Origin of the sequence: Lichenibacterium minor, from assembly GCF_004137685.1 — a bacterium.
GTDB lineage: Bacteria > Pseudomonadota > Alphaproteobacteria > Rhizobiales > Beijerinckiaceae > Lichenihabitans > Lichenihabitans minor.
Map to the genome: position 1 here is coordinate 67739 of NZ_QYBB01000013.1, position 15307 is coordinate 83045.

Below are 15307 nucleotides of genomic sequence, written 5' to 3' on the forward strand. Positions count from 1 at the left end.
CGCGTTCGTCGTCCGGTCCGGACACCCGAACGCCGACCGATACTGAGCACGGTCTAACGGATTTCCGGGACGCCCGCCATGACGCGCCAGCCGGCCGGCACCGGACGGGCGCCGGGGCGCCGCACGGGGCCGCCGTGGGTCAGTGCAGGATCTGGCCGAGGAATAGCCGGGTGCGCTCGTGCTGGGGGTTCGAGAAGAACGCGTCCGGCGTGTTCATCTCGACGATCTGCCCCGCGTCCATGAAGATGACGCGATCGGCGACCTGTCGGGCGAATCCCATCTCGTGCGTCACGCACAGCATGGTCATGCCCTCGTTGGCGAGCGACACCATGGTGTCGAGCACCTCCTTGACCATCTCGGGGTCGAGCGCCGAGGTCGGCTCGTCGAACAGCATGATCTTGGGGTTCATGCAGAGCGACCGCGCGATGGCGACGCGCTGCTGCTGGCCGCCCGACAGCTGGCCCGGATATTTGTTGGCCTGCTCGGGGATGCGGACCCGCGTCAGGTACTTCATCGCGACCTCTTCGGCGTCCTTCTTGGGCATCTTGCGGACCCAGATCGGCGCCAGCGTGCAGTTCTCGAGGATCGTGAGGTGCGGGAACAGGTTGAAGTGCTGGAAGCACATGCCGACCTCGCGCCGCACCTCGTCGATGCGCCGCAGATCGTTGGTGAGCTCCGTGCCGTTGACGACGATGCTGCCCTTCTGGTGCTCCTCCAGGCGGTTAATGCAGCGGATCATCGTCGACTTGCCGGAGCCCGACGGGCCGCAGATGACGATCTTCTCGCCGCGGCGGACGTGGAGGTTGACGTCGCGGAGCACGTGGAACGAGCCGTACCACTTGTGCACCCCGGTGAGGGACACCGCGTAGTCCCCGTCGAAGCGGGCGGACGGGCTGGCGGGAACGGCGCTCATGTTGGGATCCCTGTGTCTTGGAGTCAGTGCCGGCGGCCGGCGCGCAGCCGGCGCTCGACGCCCTGCGAATAGCGCGACATGCCGAAGCAGAAGACCCAGTAGAAGGCGGCGGCCGTGATGAGGCCGGTGGCCGACGTGGTGGGCGACGTCCAGTTCGGGTCGTTGTAGGCGGTCTCGATCGTGCGCAGGAAGTCGAAGATGCCCACGATCGCCACCAGGGTCGTGTCCTTGAACAGGCTGATGAAGTTCGACACGATGCCGGGGATCACCAGCGCCAGCGCCTGCGGCAGGATGATCAGCCGCATGGTCTGCCAGTAGCCCAGCCCGACCGACGACGCGCCCTCGTACTGGCCCTTGGGCATGGCCTGCATGCCGCCGCGCACGACTTCCGCCATGTAGGCGGCGGCGAACAGCGCCGTGCCGACGAGCGGCCGCAACAGGCGGTCCGGCGTCCAGCCTTCCGGCAGGAACAGCGGCAGCATGAAGTTGGCCATGAACAGCACGATGATGAAGGGCACGCCGCGCACGATCTCGATGAAGCCCGTGCAGATCGCGTTCACGATCGGCAGCGACGAGCGGCGGCCGAGCGCCAGGAGGACGCCGAGCGGAAGCGAGAACACGATACCGACGAGCGACACCAGAAGCGTGACGAGCACGCCGCCCCACAGGTCGGTCGTGACGACCGGGAGGTCGAGCCACGCGAAGCCGTGCAGCAGCACGAAGGACAGGATGGGGAAGGCCACGAAGAACAGCAGCGCCGCCACGTTGCGCTTCGGCGCGCCCTGCCACAGCAGCCACACGATCAGCCCGGCGCCGACGATCTCGACGACGTTGACGCGCCAGTGCTCCGCTTCCGGATAGGGGCCGTACCAGAAGAAGGACGCCTTGGCCCAGATGAAGGGCCAGCAGGCCCCGCCCTGGTTGGCGCGGCAGATTTCACCGTTGTCGGCGTGCCACACGGCGTCGGTGACGAGGAAGCGCACGAGGCCCGGGATCACCCACGCCAGGAACGCCAGCGAGGCGACCGTGAGGAGGGTGGAAACGGGGCCGGAGAACAGGTTCCGCCTCGCCCAGGCCATCGGCCCCTGTGCGAGGGCCGGCGGCGGTTCCGCCGGCACCGGCGCGGCGCGCAGGAAGGCGATCTGGTTCGCATAGGTGGCGTCGCTCATGGCCTCACCTTTCCACGAGCGCGACGCGCTTGTTGTACACGTTCATGAGCGTCGACAGCGCGAGCGAGATCGCGAGATAGACGAGCCCGGTCAGCGCCATGCACTGGATCGCCGCACCGGTCTGGTTGAGCACCGTGCCGGCGAAGACCTGGACGAGATCCGGATAGCCGATGAAGACCGCCAAGGACGAGTTCTTGACGAGGTTGAGGTATTGGTTCGTCAGCGGCGGCACGATGACCCGCATCGCCTGGGGGATGACGACGCGGCGCATGGTGACGTTGGAGCGGATGCCCAGGGCCGAGGCGGCCTCGTGCTGGCCGCGGCCGACCGCCATGATGCCGGCACGCACGATCTCCGAGATGAAGGCGCCGGTGTAGATCGAAAGGCCGATCAGGAGGGCCGCCAGTTCGGGGAAAATCTGCCGCCCGCCGGCGAAGTTGAAGCCGCGGAGCACCGGCATTTCGAGGCCGATCGGCATGCCGGCCGCCAGATAGGCCAGGACGGGAAGGCCGAGAACGAGCCCGAGGCCGACCAGCAGCACGGGCGATTGTTGGCCGGTGGCGGCCTGGCGGCGGCCCGCATAGATCGAGAACGCGATCGTGAGCAGGATGCCGGCGAGCAGGGCCCAGCCCACCACGGCGGCGTTGTCGCGGAACACGGCGTTGGGGACGACGAGGCCGCGGGTGTTCAGGAACACGGCGCCGAACACCGACACGGATTGGCGCGGCTGCGGCAGCGACTTCAGCACCACCGTGTACCAGAACACCAGCTGCAGCAGCAGCGGGATGTTGCGGAACAGTTCCACGTAGACGGTGGCGAGCTTCGACACGATCCAGTTCGGCGACAGCCGGAGCACCGCGACCACGAAGCCGATGACGGTGGCGAAGACCACCCCCAGCGCGCCGACCAGGAGCGTGTTGTAGAGCCCGACCCAGAACGCCTGCCCGTAGGTCGAGAGCGCCGAATAGGAGACGAGCGTCTGGTTGATCTCGAAACCGGCCGTCTGGTTCCAGAAGTTGAAGTTCAGCGGGATGCCGAGCCGCGCCATGTTGGCCACGGCGTAGCTCGACGCAGTCCACACCAACGCCACCAAGATGGCCAGCATGACGACCTGGTAGACGATCCCGCGCAATCTGGGATCATAAAGGCTGAAGCCAGCCTTCGGCGCGCGATCTCCCGCCGTCTGCACCGTCATGAATGGTCAATCCCCCGCATCGGTCGATGCCGACAGCTCGAAGTGGAGCGGGCCCGGTCCTGCAATCCGCAAGCCAAGCCCGCGATGCATCAGCGGATCGGCATGCCGTACTGGATGCCGCCCTTGTTCCACAGGGCGTTGACGCCGCGCTTGATCTTCAGCGGCGAGCCGTCGCCGACGTTGCGGTCGAAGACTTCGCCGTAATTGCCGACCTGCTTGATGACGTTGTAGGCCCAATCGTTGGACAGGCCGAAGCCCTTGCCCTGGTCGCCCTCGATGCCGAGCAGGCGACGGATGTTCGGGTTGTCGGACTTCTTCATCTCGTCGACGTTCTTCGACGTCACGCCGAGCTCCTCGGCGTCGAGCATGGCGTAGACCGTATAGGTCATCACGTCGTACCACTGGTCGTCGCCCTGGCGGACGGAGGGTGCCAGCGGCTCCTTGGAGATGATCTCCGGCAGGACGATGTTGTCGTCCGGGTTGGCGAGGCGCAGGCGCTCCGCGTAGAGGCCCGAAGCGTCGGTCGTGAAGGCGTCGCAGCGGCCCGACTCGAAGGCCTTCAGCGTCTCGTCCTCGCTTTGAAAGGCGACCGACTCGTATTTCATGCTGTTGGAGCGGAAATAGTCGGCGAGGTTCAGCTCAGTCGTGGTCCCCTGCTGAACGCAGATCGAGGCGCCGTTGAGGTCCTTGGCGGAGGACACGTTCAGCTTCTTCTTCACCAGGAAGCCCTGGCCGTCGTAATAGGTGACCGGCCCGAAGATGATGCCGAGCGTGCTGGCGCGCGACGAGGTGGCGGTCGTGTTGCGCGACAGGACGTCGATCTCGCCCGACTGAAGCGCGGTGAAGCGGTTCTTGGCGTCGAGGCCGACGAACTTGACCTTCTTGGCGTCGCCCAGCACGGCCGCCGCGATGGCGCGGCACACGTCGACGTCGAGGCCGGTCCACTGGCCCTTGTCGTCCGGGATGCCGAAGCCGGCGAGGCCGGTGTTGGCGCCGCAGGTGAGGAGGCCCTTGCCCTTCACCGAGTCGAGCGTGCCGGCCGAAGCCGCGCCGACCCCGAAGGTGACGGCAGCGGTGGCCAGGAGGCCTGCCAGAAGGGTGTCGCGCAGTTTCATCTCTTCCCCGATTCAGCGGTTGCGGGCATGATGAGGCGAGGCGCCCCGGCCCGGAATTGCTTGGTCCTTGGGCATCACACAACGCTTTGCCGAGGGCGGTCAAGGCTCGCGCGTCATTCCCACTGTTGACGCGCCACGGTTGCCGCCTGGGCGACCAACCTGACCGCGGAACCGGCAAGACCGAGAGAATCGATGAGCAAAATTTCCGCAGAAACCCGGGCGAATCTCCGCTCGCGCAGCCGCCTGGTCCATGTCGGCCGCAACCCGCAGGACCAGCACGGGTTCGTCAACACGCCCATCTACCGCGGCTCGACGGTGCTGGCCGACACGATCGACGACTACGAAGGCGGGCGGAACCGCTACACCTACGGCACCCACGGCACGCCCACGACCGACGCCCTGACGGACGCCTGGAACGACCTCGCCGGCGCGGCCGGCACGGTGCTGACGCCGTCGGGCCTCGCCGCCATCACGGTGGCGCTGCTGTCCGTGCTGGGAGCCGGCGACCACCTGCTCGTGTCCGATTCGGCCTATTTCCCCACGCGCCGCTTCTGCGACGGCACGCTGAAGCGCTTCGGCGTCGAGACGACCTACTACGACCCGAAGGTGGGCGCCGGCATCGCCGAGCTGTTCAAGCCCAACACCCGCGCCGTGCTGGTCGAGGCGCCCGGCTCGCAGAGCTTCGAGATGCAGGACATCCCGGCGATCTCGGCCGAATGCCGGCCGCGCGACATCGCTGTGGTGATGGACAACACCTGGGCGACGCCGCTGTTCTTTCCGCCCCACGAGCGGGGCGTGGACATCGCCATCGAGGCCGGCACCAAATACCTGTCGGGCCATTCCGACCTGCTGCTGGGGCTCACCAGCGCCAACGCGCGCCATTGGCCGGCGCTGAACCGCTGCTTCACGGAATTCGCCGTCTGCGCCGGCCCGGAAGACGTGTTCCTGGGCCTGCGCGGCCTGCGCACGATGGAGCTGCGCCTGCGGGAAGCGGAGCGGCAGGGCCTCGCCATGGCGCGCTGGCTGCAGGCCCGGCCGGAGGTGCTGCGCGTCCTGCACCCCGCCCTGCCGGAGGACGAGGGCCACGCGATCTGGCGTCGCGACTTTTCCGGCTCGTCGGGCCTGTTCTCGATCGTGCTGAAGCCCGTGCCGCGCGCCGCCGTCGCCGCCATGGTGGACGGGCTGGAGCTGTTCGGCATCGGGGCGTCCTGGGGCGGCTACGAGAGCCTCGTCATCCCCTTCGACTGCACGCGCTACCGCACCGCCACGCGGTGGAACCCCGGTGGCCCGACGCTGCGCCTGTCGATCGGCCTCGAGGACCCCGAGGACCTGAAGGCCGACCTCGACCGCGGCTTCGCGCGGCTGCGGGCCACGGCCTGACGGCGCGCCCGGGCGACGCCGGGCGACCGCGCCGGGTCAGCCGTCGCCGGCGGGCCCGCCCCGGCCGGAGCGTCGGTTCTTGGCGATCAGCACCAGGTTGCGGACGTAGATGAGGTTCGACAACACCTGGCCGAGGATGATGATCGCGTCGTGCCGGACGAGGCCGTAGATCATCGTCATGCCGCCGCCCAGGATCGACAGGAACCAGAACGACACCGGGATGACGCTGCGGCCCGCCCGCTCGCTTTCGATCCATTGCACCAGGAAGCGCCCGGCGAACAGCGTCTGCGCCACGATGCCGAACGCCACCCAGGCGTCGAACCGGCCGACGAAGACGTCGTAAAGGTAGACGCCGATGTCGTGGGGCAGGCTATAGAACACGGGACGACACCTCCTCGGCCCTCGGCACCGACCGCCGCCGCGCGAGCAGCCAGCCCACGCCGGCGAGGTCGACGATGCCGGCGGCGAGCCGGTCGAAGAAGCCGTATTTCGAGATGCCCTTCTGGCGCGGCCGGTCGACCACGTCGACGTGGGCGATGCCGTGGCCGTCGCGGCGCACCAGCGCCGGCATGAAGCGATGCAGGGCGTCGAAGAAGGGTAGGTTCATGTAGACGTCGCGGCGCACGCAGGTGAAGCCGCAGCCGGTGTCCCGCGTGCCGTCGCGCAGGATGGCGCGGCGGATGGCGTTGGCGAGGCGGGACTGCAGGCGCTTGAAGGCCGTGTCCTTGCGCCCGAGCCTTTGGCCGTGGACCAGCCCGCAGGACGGGCCGGCTTCGGCCATCCGGGCCAGGAAGGCCGGGATGAAGGCGGGGTCGTTCTGGCCGTCGCCGTCCATCGTGACGAGCAGCGGCGCCCGTGCCACGGCGGCGGCGCTCTTGACGGCGGCCGACTTGCCGCAGGGGGACGGGTGCCGGAGCAGGCGCAGCCAGGGCCGGGCGGGCAGCAGCGCCCGGACCTCGTCGCCCGAACCGTCGCTCGAACCGTCGTCGACCACGATCACCTCGTAGACGCAGCGATCGTAGAGCGCCCGCTCGATCTCGGCCACGAGAGGCGTCAGGTTGCCGGCCTCGTCCAGCACGGGGATGACGACGGTGACGAGGGGAAGGGTCGCTTGGGTGTCGGTCACGGGGCGGCTCGCTTCGGCACGGTCGGCGCCTGCAGGAGGTGGGGTCGCGGGGCGCCGGGATCGGCCGCGACGGCGATGCCCCGCAGGGCGAAGCTGCGCGCCACCCACAGCGTCACGACGCTGCCCAGGAACGCGCCCGCGACCGTGTCGCTGGGATAGTGGGCGCCCGCGACCACGCGGGCCGCGCACACCGCGACCGCCACGGCGTAGAGGGGACCGCGCCATCGCGGGGCGAGCAGGCCCAGGGCCGTCGCGGCGGCGAAAATCGACGTCGAATGGCCGGACGGGAAGCTGTCGATGCCCGCGCGGAGGCTCGGCCCGTGGAACGCGAAGGCACCCTGGTCGACGAGGAAGCGCGGGCGCGCACGGCCGACGACGTGCTTGATCGCCTGGCACAGCAGGCCCGAGGCCGCGACGGCGGCGAACACGAAGACGGCGCGTTCGGCGCAGCCGCGCAGCCGCGCCCGGCGCTCCGGCCGGTCCGCCCGGCGCATCAGCGCCACCGCGGCCGCCGCGGCGGCGGCGGACAGGGCCAGCATGTAGCCCGACAGGCCGAGCCAGCTCACGGTCTCGCCGAAGGCGCGCAGCGCCGGCGCCTCGTGGCCGGCGGCCGTGGCGGCGGACCGGTCCCCGAACGCCACCACGGCCAGGACGAGGACGAACAGCGCCAGGACGGCGGCACCGGAGGCGCGCCGCAGGTGTCTCGGGTGGGTCATGGCGAGGCTAATGACGGACGTAGATGCCGATGTCGAGCTTGTGGCCGCCGTTGATGGCCACGCCCGCGACGCGGGACGCGAGCGCGACCCCCGGCGCGGGCCCGAGGGCCGCCGCGAAGGGCCGCTCCTCGTCGGCCGCCACGAAGGCCACCCGGCACGGGCCGTCCTCCAGGAACCGTGCCGCGCCGGCGGCATCGGTCATGAGCAGGCCGCCGTCGGTCTCGAACATGAGGCTGGGCTCGCGGTCGCCGACGGTGGCGAAGCGCGGGGCGGGGCAGGACGGGCCGGCGGCCGAAGCGGCGCCGGCCGCGAGGCGCTGCGACACGGCGAGGCCCGGGGCGACGCCGGGCGTCAACAGCCAACCGTAGACGAAGAGGTAGAGCGGGACGGCGGCCGCGACCGCGAAAGCGATGGCGGCATCGCGGCGCGCGCCGCGCAGCGCCCCGTACGCCAGCCAACACAGGCCGAGGGCGGCCGCGACGGCCGCGGCGGCACCCGTGGCGAGGGCCGGCCCCAACGTCCACATCCGCCCCTCCCCCGCCACCGCCAGGGCGGCGATCGCCACGGGCACGAGCGCCATCAACGCCAGGCACGCCCGGCCGCGGTACGTCCCGATCGGGGCGCCGGCGACGGCGGGCCGCAGCAGGAGGAGCACGGCCAGGATGGCGAAGGCGGGGTACAGCGGCAGGGCGTAGTGGACGAGCTTGGTCGGCACCGCTTCGAGGACGATCCAGAACGGGATCGCCCAGCTGAGCAGGAAGGCGACGGACGGCTCGCGCCGCCGCCGCCAGGCCGCCGCGGCCGTGACGATCGCGAAGGGCGCGAGCGGCCACGCCGTCGCCCAGAACGCGGCGAAGTAGAAGCCCGGGGGGGCCCCATGGGACTCCTGTACGCCCCCCACCTTGCCCAGCAGGTCGTGGCCCACGGCGTCGGCGATGAAGGCGCCCCGCGTCTTGAGCAGGATCAGCACGAACCAGGGCAGCGCGATCAGCAGCACCAGGGCCACGCCCGGCACGGGCCGCACCGCCGCTAGCCAGCGCCCCGAACGGTCCTTGACCGACAACGCCAGCGCGGCGAGCGCGGGGATCAGGGGGGTGATGGGGCCCTTGATCAGGATGCCGACGCCCACGCTCACCCAGAACACCAGGGCCGCGCCCCACATCCGCTTCCGCGTCGCCGGCTCGGCGAGGTACAGCCGGCCGAGCGCACCCATGGCGGCCGCCACGGTGGCGGTCAGCACGGCATCGGTCGTGGCGAGGCGAGCCTCGACGCCGAGCAGCGGCGTCGCCGCCACGAGCGCGCCGGCCAGCAGGGCGCCCCGGTCGTCCAGGATCGGCAGCGCGGCCCAGAACGTGAGCAGGACGGCCGCGAGCGCCCCCAGCAGGGACGGGAGCCGGTACACCCAGATCGCGTGGGCGGCGTCCGGCACGCCCGCCGCCTCGGCGCCGCGAAGGGCGGCGGCCTGGAGCCAGTGGATGCCGACGGGCTTCTTGTTGCGCGCCTCGTCGCCGAAGCGGATGGCGACGAAGTCGCCGGTCTCGACCATCTGCTTGGACGCCTGGGCGAAGCGCGGCTCGTCGCGGTCCATGGGCGGCAGGCTGGCGAAGCCCGGGAGCCAGAAGGCGAGTCCCAGCAGGAGCAGGCACAGCACCGGAACGAACCGGCGCCGTGCGGCCGCGGGACCCGTGAACTGTGACAAGGGGCGCTTCTCCTCCGCCGCGACCGACGGGCCGGGATAGTCCGGAAGGGCGCGTGACGCAAACCGCCGCGCGCTGGTAGGGTCCTCGACGACCGAGGGAGGACGCCATGCCGGCGAAGCGGATCGAGCCCGGGCCGGGCCAGGAAAGCGTGTGGGACTACCCGCGGCCGCCGCGCCTGGAACGCGTGCCGGAGCGCATCCGCATCCTGTTCGCGGGGCTGACCCTCGCCGACACCGCGGCGGCCTGGCGCGTCCTGGAAACCAGCCACCCGCCGACCTACTACCTGCCGATGGCCGACATCGCGCCCGGCGCGCTGCTGCCGGCCGGCGGCGGCTCGGTCTGCGAATGGAAGGGCGCGGCGCTGTACCACGACGTGGTGCTCGGCGGCCGGCGCGCGCCCCGCGTCGGCTGGAGCTACCCGCGGCCGCGGCACCCGTTCGAGCCCATCGCCGACCACGTCGCCTTCTACGCCGGGCCGATGGACGCCTGCTTCGTGGGCGACGAGCGGGCCGAAGCGCAACCCGGCGGCTTCTACGGCGGTTGGATGACGAGCCGGATCGTCGGACCCGTCAAGGGCGGGCCCGGCAGCGGGGGCTGGTGAGGGCCGTGCGTCGATGACCCATGCGGAACGGTTGGCACGCCTCGTCGTGGTCCTGATCTGGATCGGCATCGCCGCCGCCCTCGCGCTGGTGGCGCGCGACGTCGCCGCGGGCAGGCTTCCCTTCGCGGCCCGGGTCGATCCGGACACCGGCACGGCCGGGCTGCTGGTCGAGACCGACCGCGGCACGGGCTGCCAATACATCGTCACACCCTGGGGCGGCATCGTTCCCCGCACCGGCGCCGATGGCCGCCAGCTCTGCGCCGCGAAGCCCTGAGCCGTTCCGGCCTGCGCGGTTCGGCCCTAGCGCGGCCGACGAACCGCGCCGCCGATCGGGCGTTGCCCGAGCGTGACCGCGGCCATGGGGCGCCCGGCGACGAGGACGAGCCATGAGCGACGACACCGAAGCCGACAAGCGCAGGATCCTCGACCTCGTCGCGGGCATCGACTACGCGCTGTTCACCACGCGCGGCAGCGAAGGCGCGCCGTTGCACGCCCGTCCCATGGCCTACCGCAAATGCGAGGACGACGGCGACCTGTGGTTCTTCACCAAGAAGGACTCGCGCAAGGTCGAGGAGATCGGGGCGGACCCGCAGGTCCTGGTCAGCTTCGCCGACCCGAAGAAGCAGAATTTCGTGTCGATCACCGGCCGGAGCGAGATCGTGGCGGACCGCGCCAGGGTCAAGGCGCTGTGGAGCGAGATCTACCGCACATGGTTCCCCGGCGGCCCGGAGGACGACAACGTGGTGCTGATCCGCGTCCGCGCCGAGCATGCCGAATATTGGGACACGCCGAACAGCGTCGCCGTGGTGGCCTTCGGCTACCTGAAGGCGCTGGCGACGGGCAAGCCGTCGCGCGCCGGCGACGTCGGCAAGATCGAACTCGCCTGACGCGGGTCCGGCGGGCCGGCGGTCAGGGCGCGGCCGACAGGCCGCCTCCAGCGCGGCGCGCTCTCGCCTTCAGCACCCCGAGGCCGTAGGGCGCGAAGCTGAAACCGTAGACGGTCGCCGACAGGGCGGTGATCCAGAAGCTCACCGGCCAGTCGGTGAACCAGGCGAGCGTCACGCCGCCCCAGGCTTCGCCCAGCGCCAGCGCGGCCGACAGCGCCACGCCGACGCCGAAGCGCGGCGACAGGTTGCGCGCCGCCGCGGCCGGCCCGACCATGAGGGTGAACACCAGCAGCACGCCGACGATCTGCGACGATTCCGACACCGCCACGGCGACGATACCCAGGAACGCGACCGATACGAGCCGCACCGGCACGCCCCTGGCCTCGGCGAGCTCCGGCTGCAGGCTGGCGAAGAGCAGCGGCCGCGACACGACGGCCAGCACGGCCAGGGACAGCAGCGACAGCGTGACGAGCGACCACAGCGCTTCCCGGTCGACGCCGAGCACGTTGCCGAACAGCAGCGCCGTCGCCTGGGTGGCGAAGGCGGTGTAGAAGTGGAGGAACAGCAGGCCGAAGCCCAGCGCGAGCGACAGCGTCATCCCGATGGCGACGTCCCGCGCCGACAGCTTCTCGCCGAGCGCCCCCATGGCGAGGCCGGCCGCGAGGGTGAAGCCGACGAGGCCCCAGAGCGGCGCGATGCCGACCAGGATCGCGCCCGTCGCGCCGGTGAAGCCGACATGGGCCAGGGCGTGGCCGGCGAAGGTCTGGTTGCGGAGCACCAGAAAGTAGCCGACGAGGCCCGACAGGATGGCCACGACCCCGCTGGCCACGAAGGCCGTCCGCATGAAGTCATAGGCCAGCATGGTGGTGCTCCGCGTGGCCGTGATGGTCGTGCCGATGCGCTTCCCCTTCGACCTCCGTGTCGCCCGCCATGACGAAGATGCGCCGGCCGGTCCGCACCACTTCGATGGGCGACCCGTAGAGCCGCGACAGCACCGGGCCGGTGATGACGGCGTCGACCGTGCCGAGCACCGCCCTGCCCCGGCCGACGTAGAGGACGCGGTCGATGGCGCCCATGAGCGGGTTGAGCTCGTGGGCCGAGAACAACACGCCGAGGCCCAGCTCCCGGCCCAGGCGCGCCACCAGCTCGACGACGCCGCGCTGGTGCGCGGGGTCGAGGGAGATCAGCGGCTCGTCGAGCAGCAGCAGCCTGGGGCGGCCGAGCAGCGCCTGGCTGAGCAGGAGCCGCTGGCGCTCGCCGCCGCTGAGCTCCCCCAGCGGTCGCCGTGCCAGCGCGGTGGCCCCCACGGTGTCGAGCGCCCAGGCGACTTCGGCCTTCCCGGCGGCATCGAGCCGCGGCAGGCCCCAGCGGTGGCCGCCGGCGGCGGACGCCACGAAGTCCCAGCCGGTCCAGCGCAGGTCGGCGGAACCGCGCACCTGCGGCATGTAGCCCACCGCGCGCTGGCCCCGCGCCGCATCCCGCCCGTCGACCAGGATGCGGCCGGCGCGGGGCCGCACGAGGCCCAGGATGGCGCGCAGCAGCGTCGTCTTGCCGGCCCCGTTGGGGCCCAGCAGCCCGACGAACTCGCCCGGCTCGATGTCGAAGCCGACGTCGGACAGGATCGTCCGGCCGCCGAGCTCCAGCGTGACGCCTTCGAAGGAGACGAGGCTCAAGAGCTCTTCGCCGACAGCGCGTGGTCGAGCGCGTCGAGCTGCTTCGTCATCCAGGACTGGTAGGTGGTGCCGGCGGGCTCCGTTTCGGTGACGGCCACCACCGGAACGTGGCTCTCCCTGGCGATGCCGACGAGCCGCTTCACCGCCTTGTCGTCGGCCTGGCCGTTGTAGATCATCGCCTTCACCTTGTGGCCCTTCAGGTCGTCTTCGAACCGGGCGACGTCCGACGCCGACGGTTCGGTGTTGTTCATCACCGCCATCTGAAAGGACTCGTCGTGCATGTCGAGGCCGAGCAGGCTCGCCATGTAGCCGAAGACCGGCTCGGACGCCGTGACGGGCTGCCCGGCATAGCGGGCCTTCATGGCCGCCACCTTGGCGTCGAGCGACCCGATCGAGGCCGCGAAGGCGGCGGCGTTGCCGTCGAAATCGGCTTTGTGGGCGGGGTCGATGGCGCCGAGCTTCGCGGCGAGGTCCCTGGCCACCGCCTGCATGGTGGCGGGGTCGTACCACAGGTGGGGGTTGTCGCCGGCGTGTTTGCCCACGAGGTCGGCGGCGACGATCTCGGCGCGGCCCGGCGACGGGTCGGCCTTCAGCAGCTTGCCCATCCAAGGGTCGTAGTCGGCGCCGTTCTGGATCACCACCCTGGCGGTCTTCAGGGCGCGCGCGGTCGACGGGTCCGCCTCGAAGAGGTGCGGGTCCTGGTCGGGGTTCGACAGGATCGACGTCACGCTGACGTACCGGCCGCCGACCTGCTTGGCGAGGTCGCCGTAGAAGTTCTCGGCCGCCACCACGTCGATGCCGGCCGCGGAAGCCGCCGCGGGCAGAGCGAAAACGGCGAACACGCCGAGGAGGGCGGATTTCAGCGACATCGGATCGAACCCCGTCTTGCCGCGCCGGTGCGGCGCATTCACATCGTTACGTTATAACGAAACAGGTTACAACATATCCTTTGCGGCCGGCGGCGGGCTGGCGGCGGGGCGGGGTTGAAGCGGTCGACGGATCGGCTCAGATAGGGAGCGGAGGGACGCGGATGGACCACGGTCACGAGACGGCGCAGGGGACGGCCCAGGACGCGGCTCGCGGCACCGCGGAGGATGCGCGCGGCGCCTGGCTGCGGCGCGTCGAAGCCCTGTGCGGCGAGCGCAACGTCCAGCTCACCGCCCTGCGGCGCCAGGTGCTGGGCCTGCTGGCGGACAGCGCCGCGCCCCTGACCGCCTATGCGCTGATCGACGGGCTGGCGAAGCTGCAGGAGCGGCAGGTGGCGCCCCCCACGGTGTACCGCACGCTGGATTTCCTGGTCGAGAACGGCTTCGTGATCAAGATCGAGAGCCGCAACGCCTTCGCGGTCTGCGATTCGCCCGGGCATCACCACCACGGCATCCTGCTCATCTGCACGCGCTGCGGCGTGACCGAGGAGGTCGACGACCACGACGTGGATGCCACGCTGACGCGCCGCGCCAAGGCATCGAGCTTCAGGATCGAGAAGCAGATGGTGGAGCTGGAAGGGACCTGCGGGCGCTGCCTGCCGATCTGACGTCGCCGGCCGGAGGTCCCGTCCGCGGGGAAGCGCCCGGGCGCGCCGCCGCCCGCGTTCCCGACGCCGCGGGTTGACGAGCGCCGTCGAGATCACGTCAGATGCATCCCGCGATCGCGGCGGAGCGCCGCCGCAGGGCGGGGGCCTGGATGGACGCGCAGGGGCTGGCCGACCTTTTCTACGAAGCGGCCCTGGCGCCGGACCTTTGGCCCGCGGCACTGTCGATCATGGCCCGTCGCTTCGACGGCTCCTGCGCCATCCTCGTCGCGAGCGGACCCGACGAGGCCCGCTACGCCACCTCCACCGACGACGGCCACATCGTGGCCGATTACGTGTCGGGCGGATGGGCCGCGCGAAGCGACAGGATCGCGCGTTGCGCGAGGCTCGATCCCAAGGCGTTCGTCACCGAGCGCCACCTCTACACGTTGGACGAGCTGCACCGCGACCCCGCCCTCGAAGGCTTCTTCCTCCCCAGGAACATCGGATCGGAGTTCGGCACCATCTTCTCCATGCCGACGGGAGACCTGATGGTCGCCACGGTCCAGCGCCGGTTCGGAGCTCCGCCGCTCGACGCCGGGGCCGTGGCGACCGCCGAAGCCCTCCGCCCCCATCTCGCCCGGGCGGCCTTGATCTCCGCCAGGCTCGGCCTCGACCGGTCGCGCGGCGCCGTGGATGCGCTGGCGACGCTGGGCTTCCCGGCGGCGGCCCTGTCGGCGCGCGGGCGGGTGGTGATCGGCAACGACCTCCTCGCCTCGCTCATGCCGCACGCGCTGCGCGAGTCGCGCGGACGCTTGACGTTGTCGGACCCGGGGGCCGACCTCGCATTGAGCCGGGCGCTCGAAGAGCTCAGGGCGCAGGACGGCGGGTCGCGGCTGGGACGCTCGATCCCGATCGCGGCGCGCCTCGGCGGGCTGCCGTCCGTCGCGCATCTGGTTCCGGTGATGGGCGCGGGACGCGACGTCTTCGTCGGCGCCGCCTGCGTGGTGATGATCACGCGGGCGTCCACGCCGACCCCGCTTGACGCGGGCCTGCTCGCATCGCTGTTCGGGCTCACCCCCGCCGAAGCGCGGGTCGCGAGGTCGGCCGTGATCCTCGGCGGCGTGCCCGCCGTGGCCGACGAGCTGAAGCTGTCGCGCGAGACCGTGAAATCGCAACTCAAGGCGGTGATGGGCAAGACCGGCGTGGCGTCCCAGCAGGGGCTGACGGCCCTGCTGGGGTCTCTCACGGCGGGCGCACCGGTCGATCGAGGGGGGTGAAGGTCGAGCGCGGTCCTTGGACGAGAGGGCACGCCCCCGGGA

17 protein-coding genes are annotated in these 15307 nt (G+C 71.1%); 6 read left to right on the plus strand and 11 right to left on the minus strand.

Going from position 1 to position 15307, the window contains the following annotated elements:
• Positions 1–139: 139 nt before the first annotated feature.
• The 4 genes from D3273_RS12995 to D3273_RS13010 all read right to left on the minus strand — a co-directional run bounded on the left by D3273_RS12995 (position 140) and on the right by D3273_RS13010 (position 4386).
• Positions 140–913, minus strand: a complete 774-nt coding sequence (locus tag D3273_RS12995) for an amino acid ABC transporter ATP-binding protein (protein WP_129227192.1) — start codon at positions 911–913, stop codon at positions 140–142.
• Between the two features lie 23 nt (positions 914–936).
• A complete protein-coding gene (locus D3273_RS13000; protein ID WP_129227194.1) occupies positions 937–2082 on the minus strand; it encodes an amino acid ABC transporter permease in 1146 nt (381 codons plus the stop codon).
• A gap of 4 nt (positions 2083–2086) precedes the next feature.
• A complete protein-coding gene (locus D3273_RS13005; protein WP_129227195.1) occupies positions 2087–3277 on the minus strand; it encodes an amino acid ABC transporter permease in 1191 nt (396 codons plus the stop codon).
• Positions 3278–3366: 89 nt separating this feature from the next.
• Complete coding sequence (locus tag D3273_RS13010) at positions 3367–4386, minus strand: amino acid ABC transporter substrate-binding protein (RefSeq protein WP_428977777.1); 1020 nt, start codon at positions 4384–4386, stop codon at positions 3367–3369.
• Between the two features lie 198 nt (positions 4387–4584).
• Here D3273_RS13010 and metC point away from each other — a divergent pair, with 198 nt between their 5' ends.
• Positions 4585–5772 carry a cystathionine beta-lyase gene (metC, locus tag D3273_RS13015; protein ID WP_129227199.1) on the plus strand — a complete coding sequence of 396 codons (1188 nt, stop codon included), beginning with the start codon at positions 4585–4587 and terminating at the stop codon, positions 5770–5772.
• A 36-nt stretch (positions 5773–5808) separates the two neighbouring features.
• Here the strand turns inward: metC and D3273_RS13020 are convergent, their stop codons facing one another.
• Genes D3273_RS13020 through D3273_RS13035 form a run of 4 tightly spaced genes read right to left on the minus strand, consistent with a single transcriptional unit; the run spans position 5809 to position 9313 of the window.
• Positions 5809–6153: a lipid-A-disaccharide synthase N-terminal domain-containing protein gene (locus D3273_RS13020; protein ID WP_129227201.1), complete on the minus strand. Its 345-nt coding sequence runs from the start codon at positions 6151–6153 to the stop codon at positions 5809–5811.
• A complete protein-coding gene (locus D3273_RS13025; protein WP_129227203.1) occupies positions 6143–6898 on the minus strand; it encodes a glycosyltransferase family 2 protein in 756 nt (251 codons plus the stop codon). The genes D3273_RS13020 and D3273_RS13025 overlap by 11 nt, the downstream gene beginning before the upstream one ends.
• Entirely contained in the window at positions 6895–7614 is a 720-nt protein-coding gene (locus D3273_RS13030; protein ID WP_165359480.1) for a phosphatase PAP2 family protein, read from the minus strand. Before D3273_RS13030 ends, D3273_RS13025 begins: the two co-directional genes overlap by 4 nt.
• A 7-nt stretch (positions 7615–7621) precedes the next feature.
• On the minus strand, positions 7622–9313 hold the full coding sequence (locus D3273_RS13035; protein WP_129227207.1) for an ArnT family glycosyltransferase: 1692 nt from the start codon (positions 9311–9313) through the stop codon (positions 7622–7624).
• A gap of 107 nt (positions 9314–9420) precedes the next feature.
• Between D3273_RS13035 and D3273_RS13040 the strand changes: the two genes are divergently transcribed.
• From D3273_RS13040 to D3273_RS13050, 3 genes are all read left to right on the plus strand, one after another.
• Positions 9421–9915 (plus strand): DUF427 domain-containing protein, encoded by a 495-nt coding sequence (locus tag D3273_RS13040; RefSeq protein ID WP_129227209.1) that lies wholly within the window; start codon positions 9421–9423, stop codon positions 9913–9915.
• A gap of 13 nt (positions 9916–9928) precedes the next feature.
• Positions 9929–10189, plus strand: coding sequence for a hypothetical protein (locus tag D3273_RS13045; protein WP_129227211.1), 261 nt, complete (start codon positions 9929–9931; stop codon positions 10187–10189).
• A gap of 112 nt (positions 10190–10301) precedes the next feature.
• Positions 10302–10802, plus strand: a complete 501-nt coding sequence (locus D3273_RS13050; RefSeq protein WP_129227213.1) for a pyridoxamine 5'-phosphate oxidase family protein — start codon at positions 10302–10304, stop codon at positions 10800–10802.
• Between the two features lie 22 nt (positions 10803–10824).
• On the opposite strand, the gene D3273_RS13055 is transcribed toward D3273_RS13050, so the two are convergent.
• The 3 genes from D3273_RS13055 to D3273_RS13065 are packed head-to-tail and all read right to left on the minus strand — an operon-like array spanning position 10825 to position 13344.
• Complete coding sequence (locus D3273_RS13055) at positions 10825–11664, minus strand: metal ABC transporter permease (protein WP_129227214.1); 840 nt, start codon at positions 11662–11664, stop codon at positions 10825–10827.
• Positions 11651–12475: a metal ABC transporter ATP-binding protein gene (locus tag D3273_RS13060; RefSeq protein WP_129227216.1), complete on the minus strand. Its 825-nt coding sequence runs from the start codon at positions 12473–12475 to the stop codon at positions 11651–11653. The genes D3273_RS13055 and D3273_RS13060 overlap by 14 nt, the downstream gene beginning before the upstream one ends.
• On the minus strand, positions 12472–13344 hold the full coding sequence (locus D3273_RS13065; RefSeq protein ID WP_129227218.1) for a metal ABC transporter solute-binding protein, Zn/Mn family: 873 nt from the start codon (positions 13342–13344) through the stop codon (positions 12472–12474). Before D3273_RS13065 ends, D3273_RS13060 begins: the two co-directional genes overlap by 4 nt.
• A gap of 161 nt (positions 13345–13505) precedes the next feature.
• Here D3273_RS13065 and D3273_RS13070 point away from each other — a divergent pair, with 161 nt between their 5' ends.
• Together D3273_RS13070 and D3273_RS13075 are read left to right on the plus strand one after the other, a co-directional pair.
• The gene (locus D3273_RS13070) at positions 13506–14009 is read left to right on the plus strand and encodes a Fur family transcriptional regulator (protein WP_129227220.1); all 504 of its coding nucleotides are present in this window, start codon (positions 13506–13508) and stop codon (positions 14007–14009) included.
• 101 nt (positions 14010–14110) lie between these two features.
• Positions 14111–15265, plus strand: a complete 1155-nt coding sequence (locus tag D3273_RS13075) for a helix-turn-helix transcriptional regulator (protein ID WP_129227221.1) — start codon at positions 14111–14113, stop codon at positions 15263–15265.
• Positions 15266–15307 lie beyond the last annotated feature (42 nt).

What these genes read in the sequence shown, in the direction of transcription:
- D3273_RS12995 (WP_129227192.1), bottom strand. Translation starts at nt 913, where the DNA reads ATGAGCGCCGTTCCCGCCAGCCCGTCCGCCCGCTTCGACGGGGACTAC.
- D3273_RS13000 (WP_129227194.1), bottom strand. Translation starts at nt 2,082, where the DNA reads ATGAGCGACGCCACCTATGCGAACCAGATCGCCTTCCTGCGCGCCGCG.
- D3273_RS13005 (WP_129227195.1), bottom strand. Translation starts at nt 3,277, where the DNA reads ATGACGGTGCAGACGGCGGGAGATCGCGCGCCGAAGGCTGGCTTCAGC.
- metC (WP_129227199.1), top strand. Translation starts at nt 4,585, where the DNA reads ATGAGCAAAATTTCCGCAGAAACCCGGGCGAATCTCCGCTCGCGCAGC.
- D3273_RS13030 (WP_165359480.1), bottom strand. Translation starts at nt 7,614, where the DNA reads ATGACCCACCCGAGACACCTGCGGCGCGCCTCCGGTGCCGCCGTCCTG.
- D3273_RS13040 (WP_129227209.1), top strand. Translation starts at nt 9,421, where the DNA reads ATGCCGGCGAAGCGGATCGAGCCCGGGCCGGGCCAGGAAAGCGTGTGG.
- D3273_RS13045 (WP_129227211.1), top strand. Translation starts at nt 9,929, where the DNA reads ATGACCCATGCGGAACGGTTGGCACGCCTCGTCGTGGTCCTGATCTGG.
- D3273_RS13050 (WP_129227213.1), top strand. Translation starts at nt 10,302, where the DNA reads ATGAGCGACGACACCGAAGCCGACAAGCGCAGGATCCTCGACCTCGTC.
- D3273_RS13055 (WP_129227214.1), bottom strand. Translation starts at nt 11,664, where the DNA reads ATGCTGGCCTATGACTTCATGCGGACGGCCTTCGTGGCCAGCGGGGTC.
- D3273_RS13065 (WP_129227218.1), bottom strand. Translation starts at nt 13,344, where the DNA reads ATGTCGCTGAAATCCGCCCTCCTCGGCGTGTTCGCCGTTTTCGCTCTG.
- D3273_RS13070 (WP_129227220.1), top strand. Translation starts at nt 13,506, where the DNA reads ATGGACCACGGTCACGAGACGGCGCAGGGGACGGCCCAGGACGCGGCT.
- D3273_RS13075 (WP_129227221.1), top strand. Translation starts at nt 14,111, where the DNA reads ATGCATCCCGCGATCGCGGCGGAGCGCCGCCGCAGGGCGGGGGCCTGG.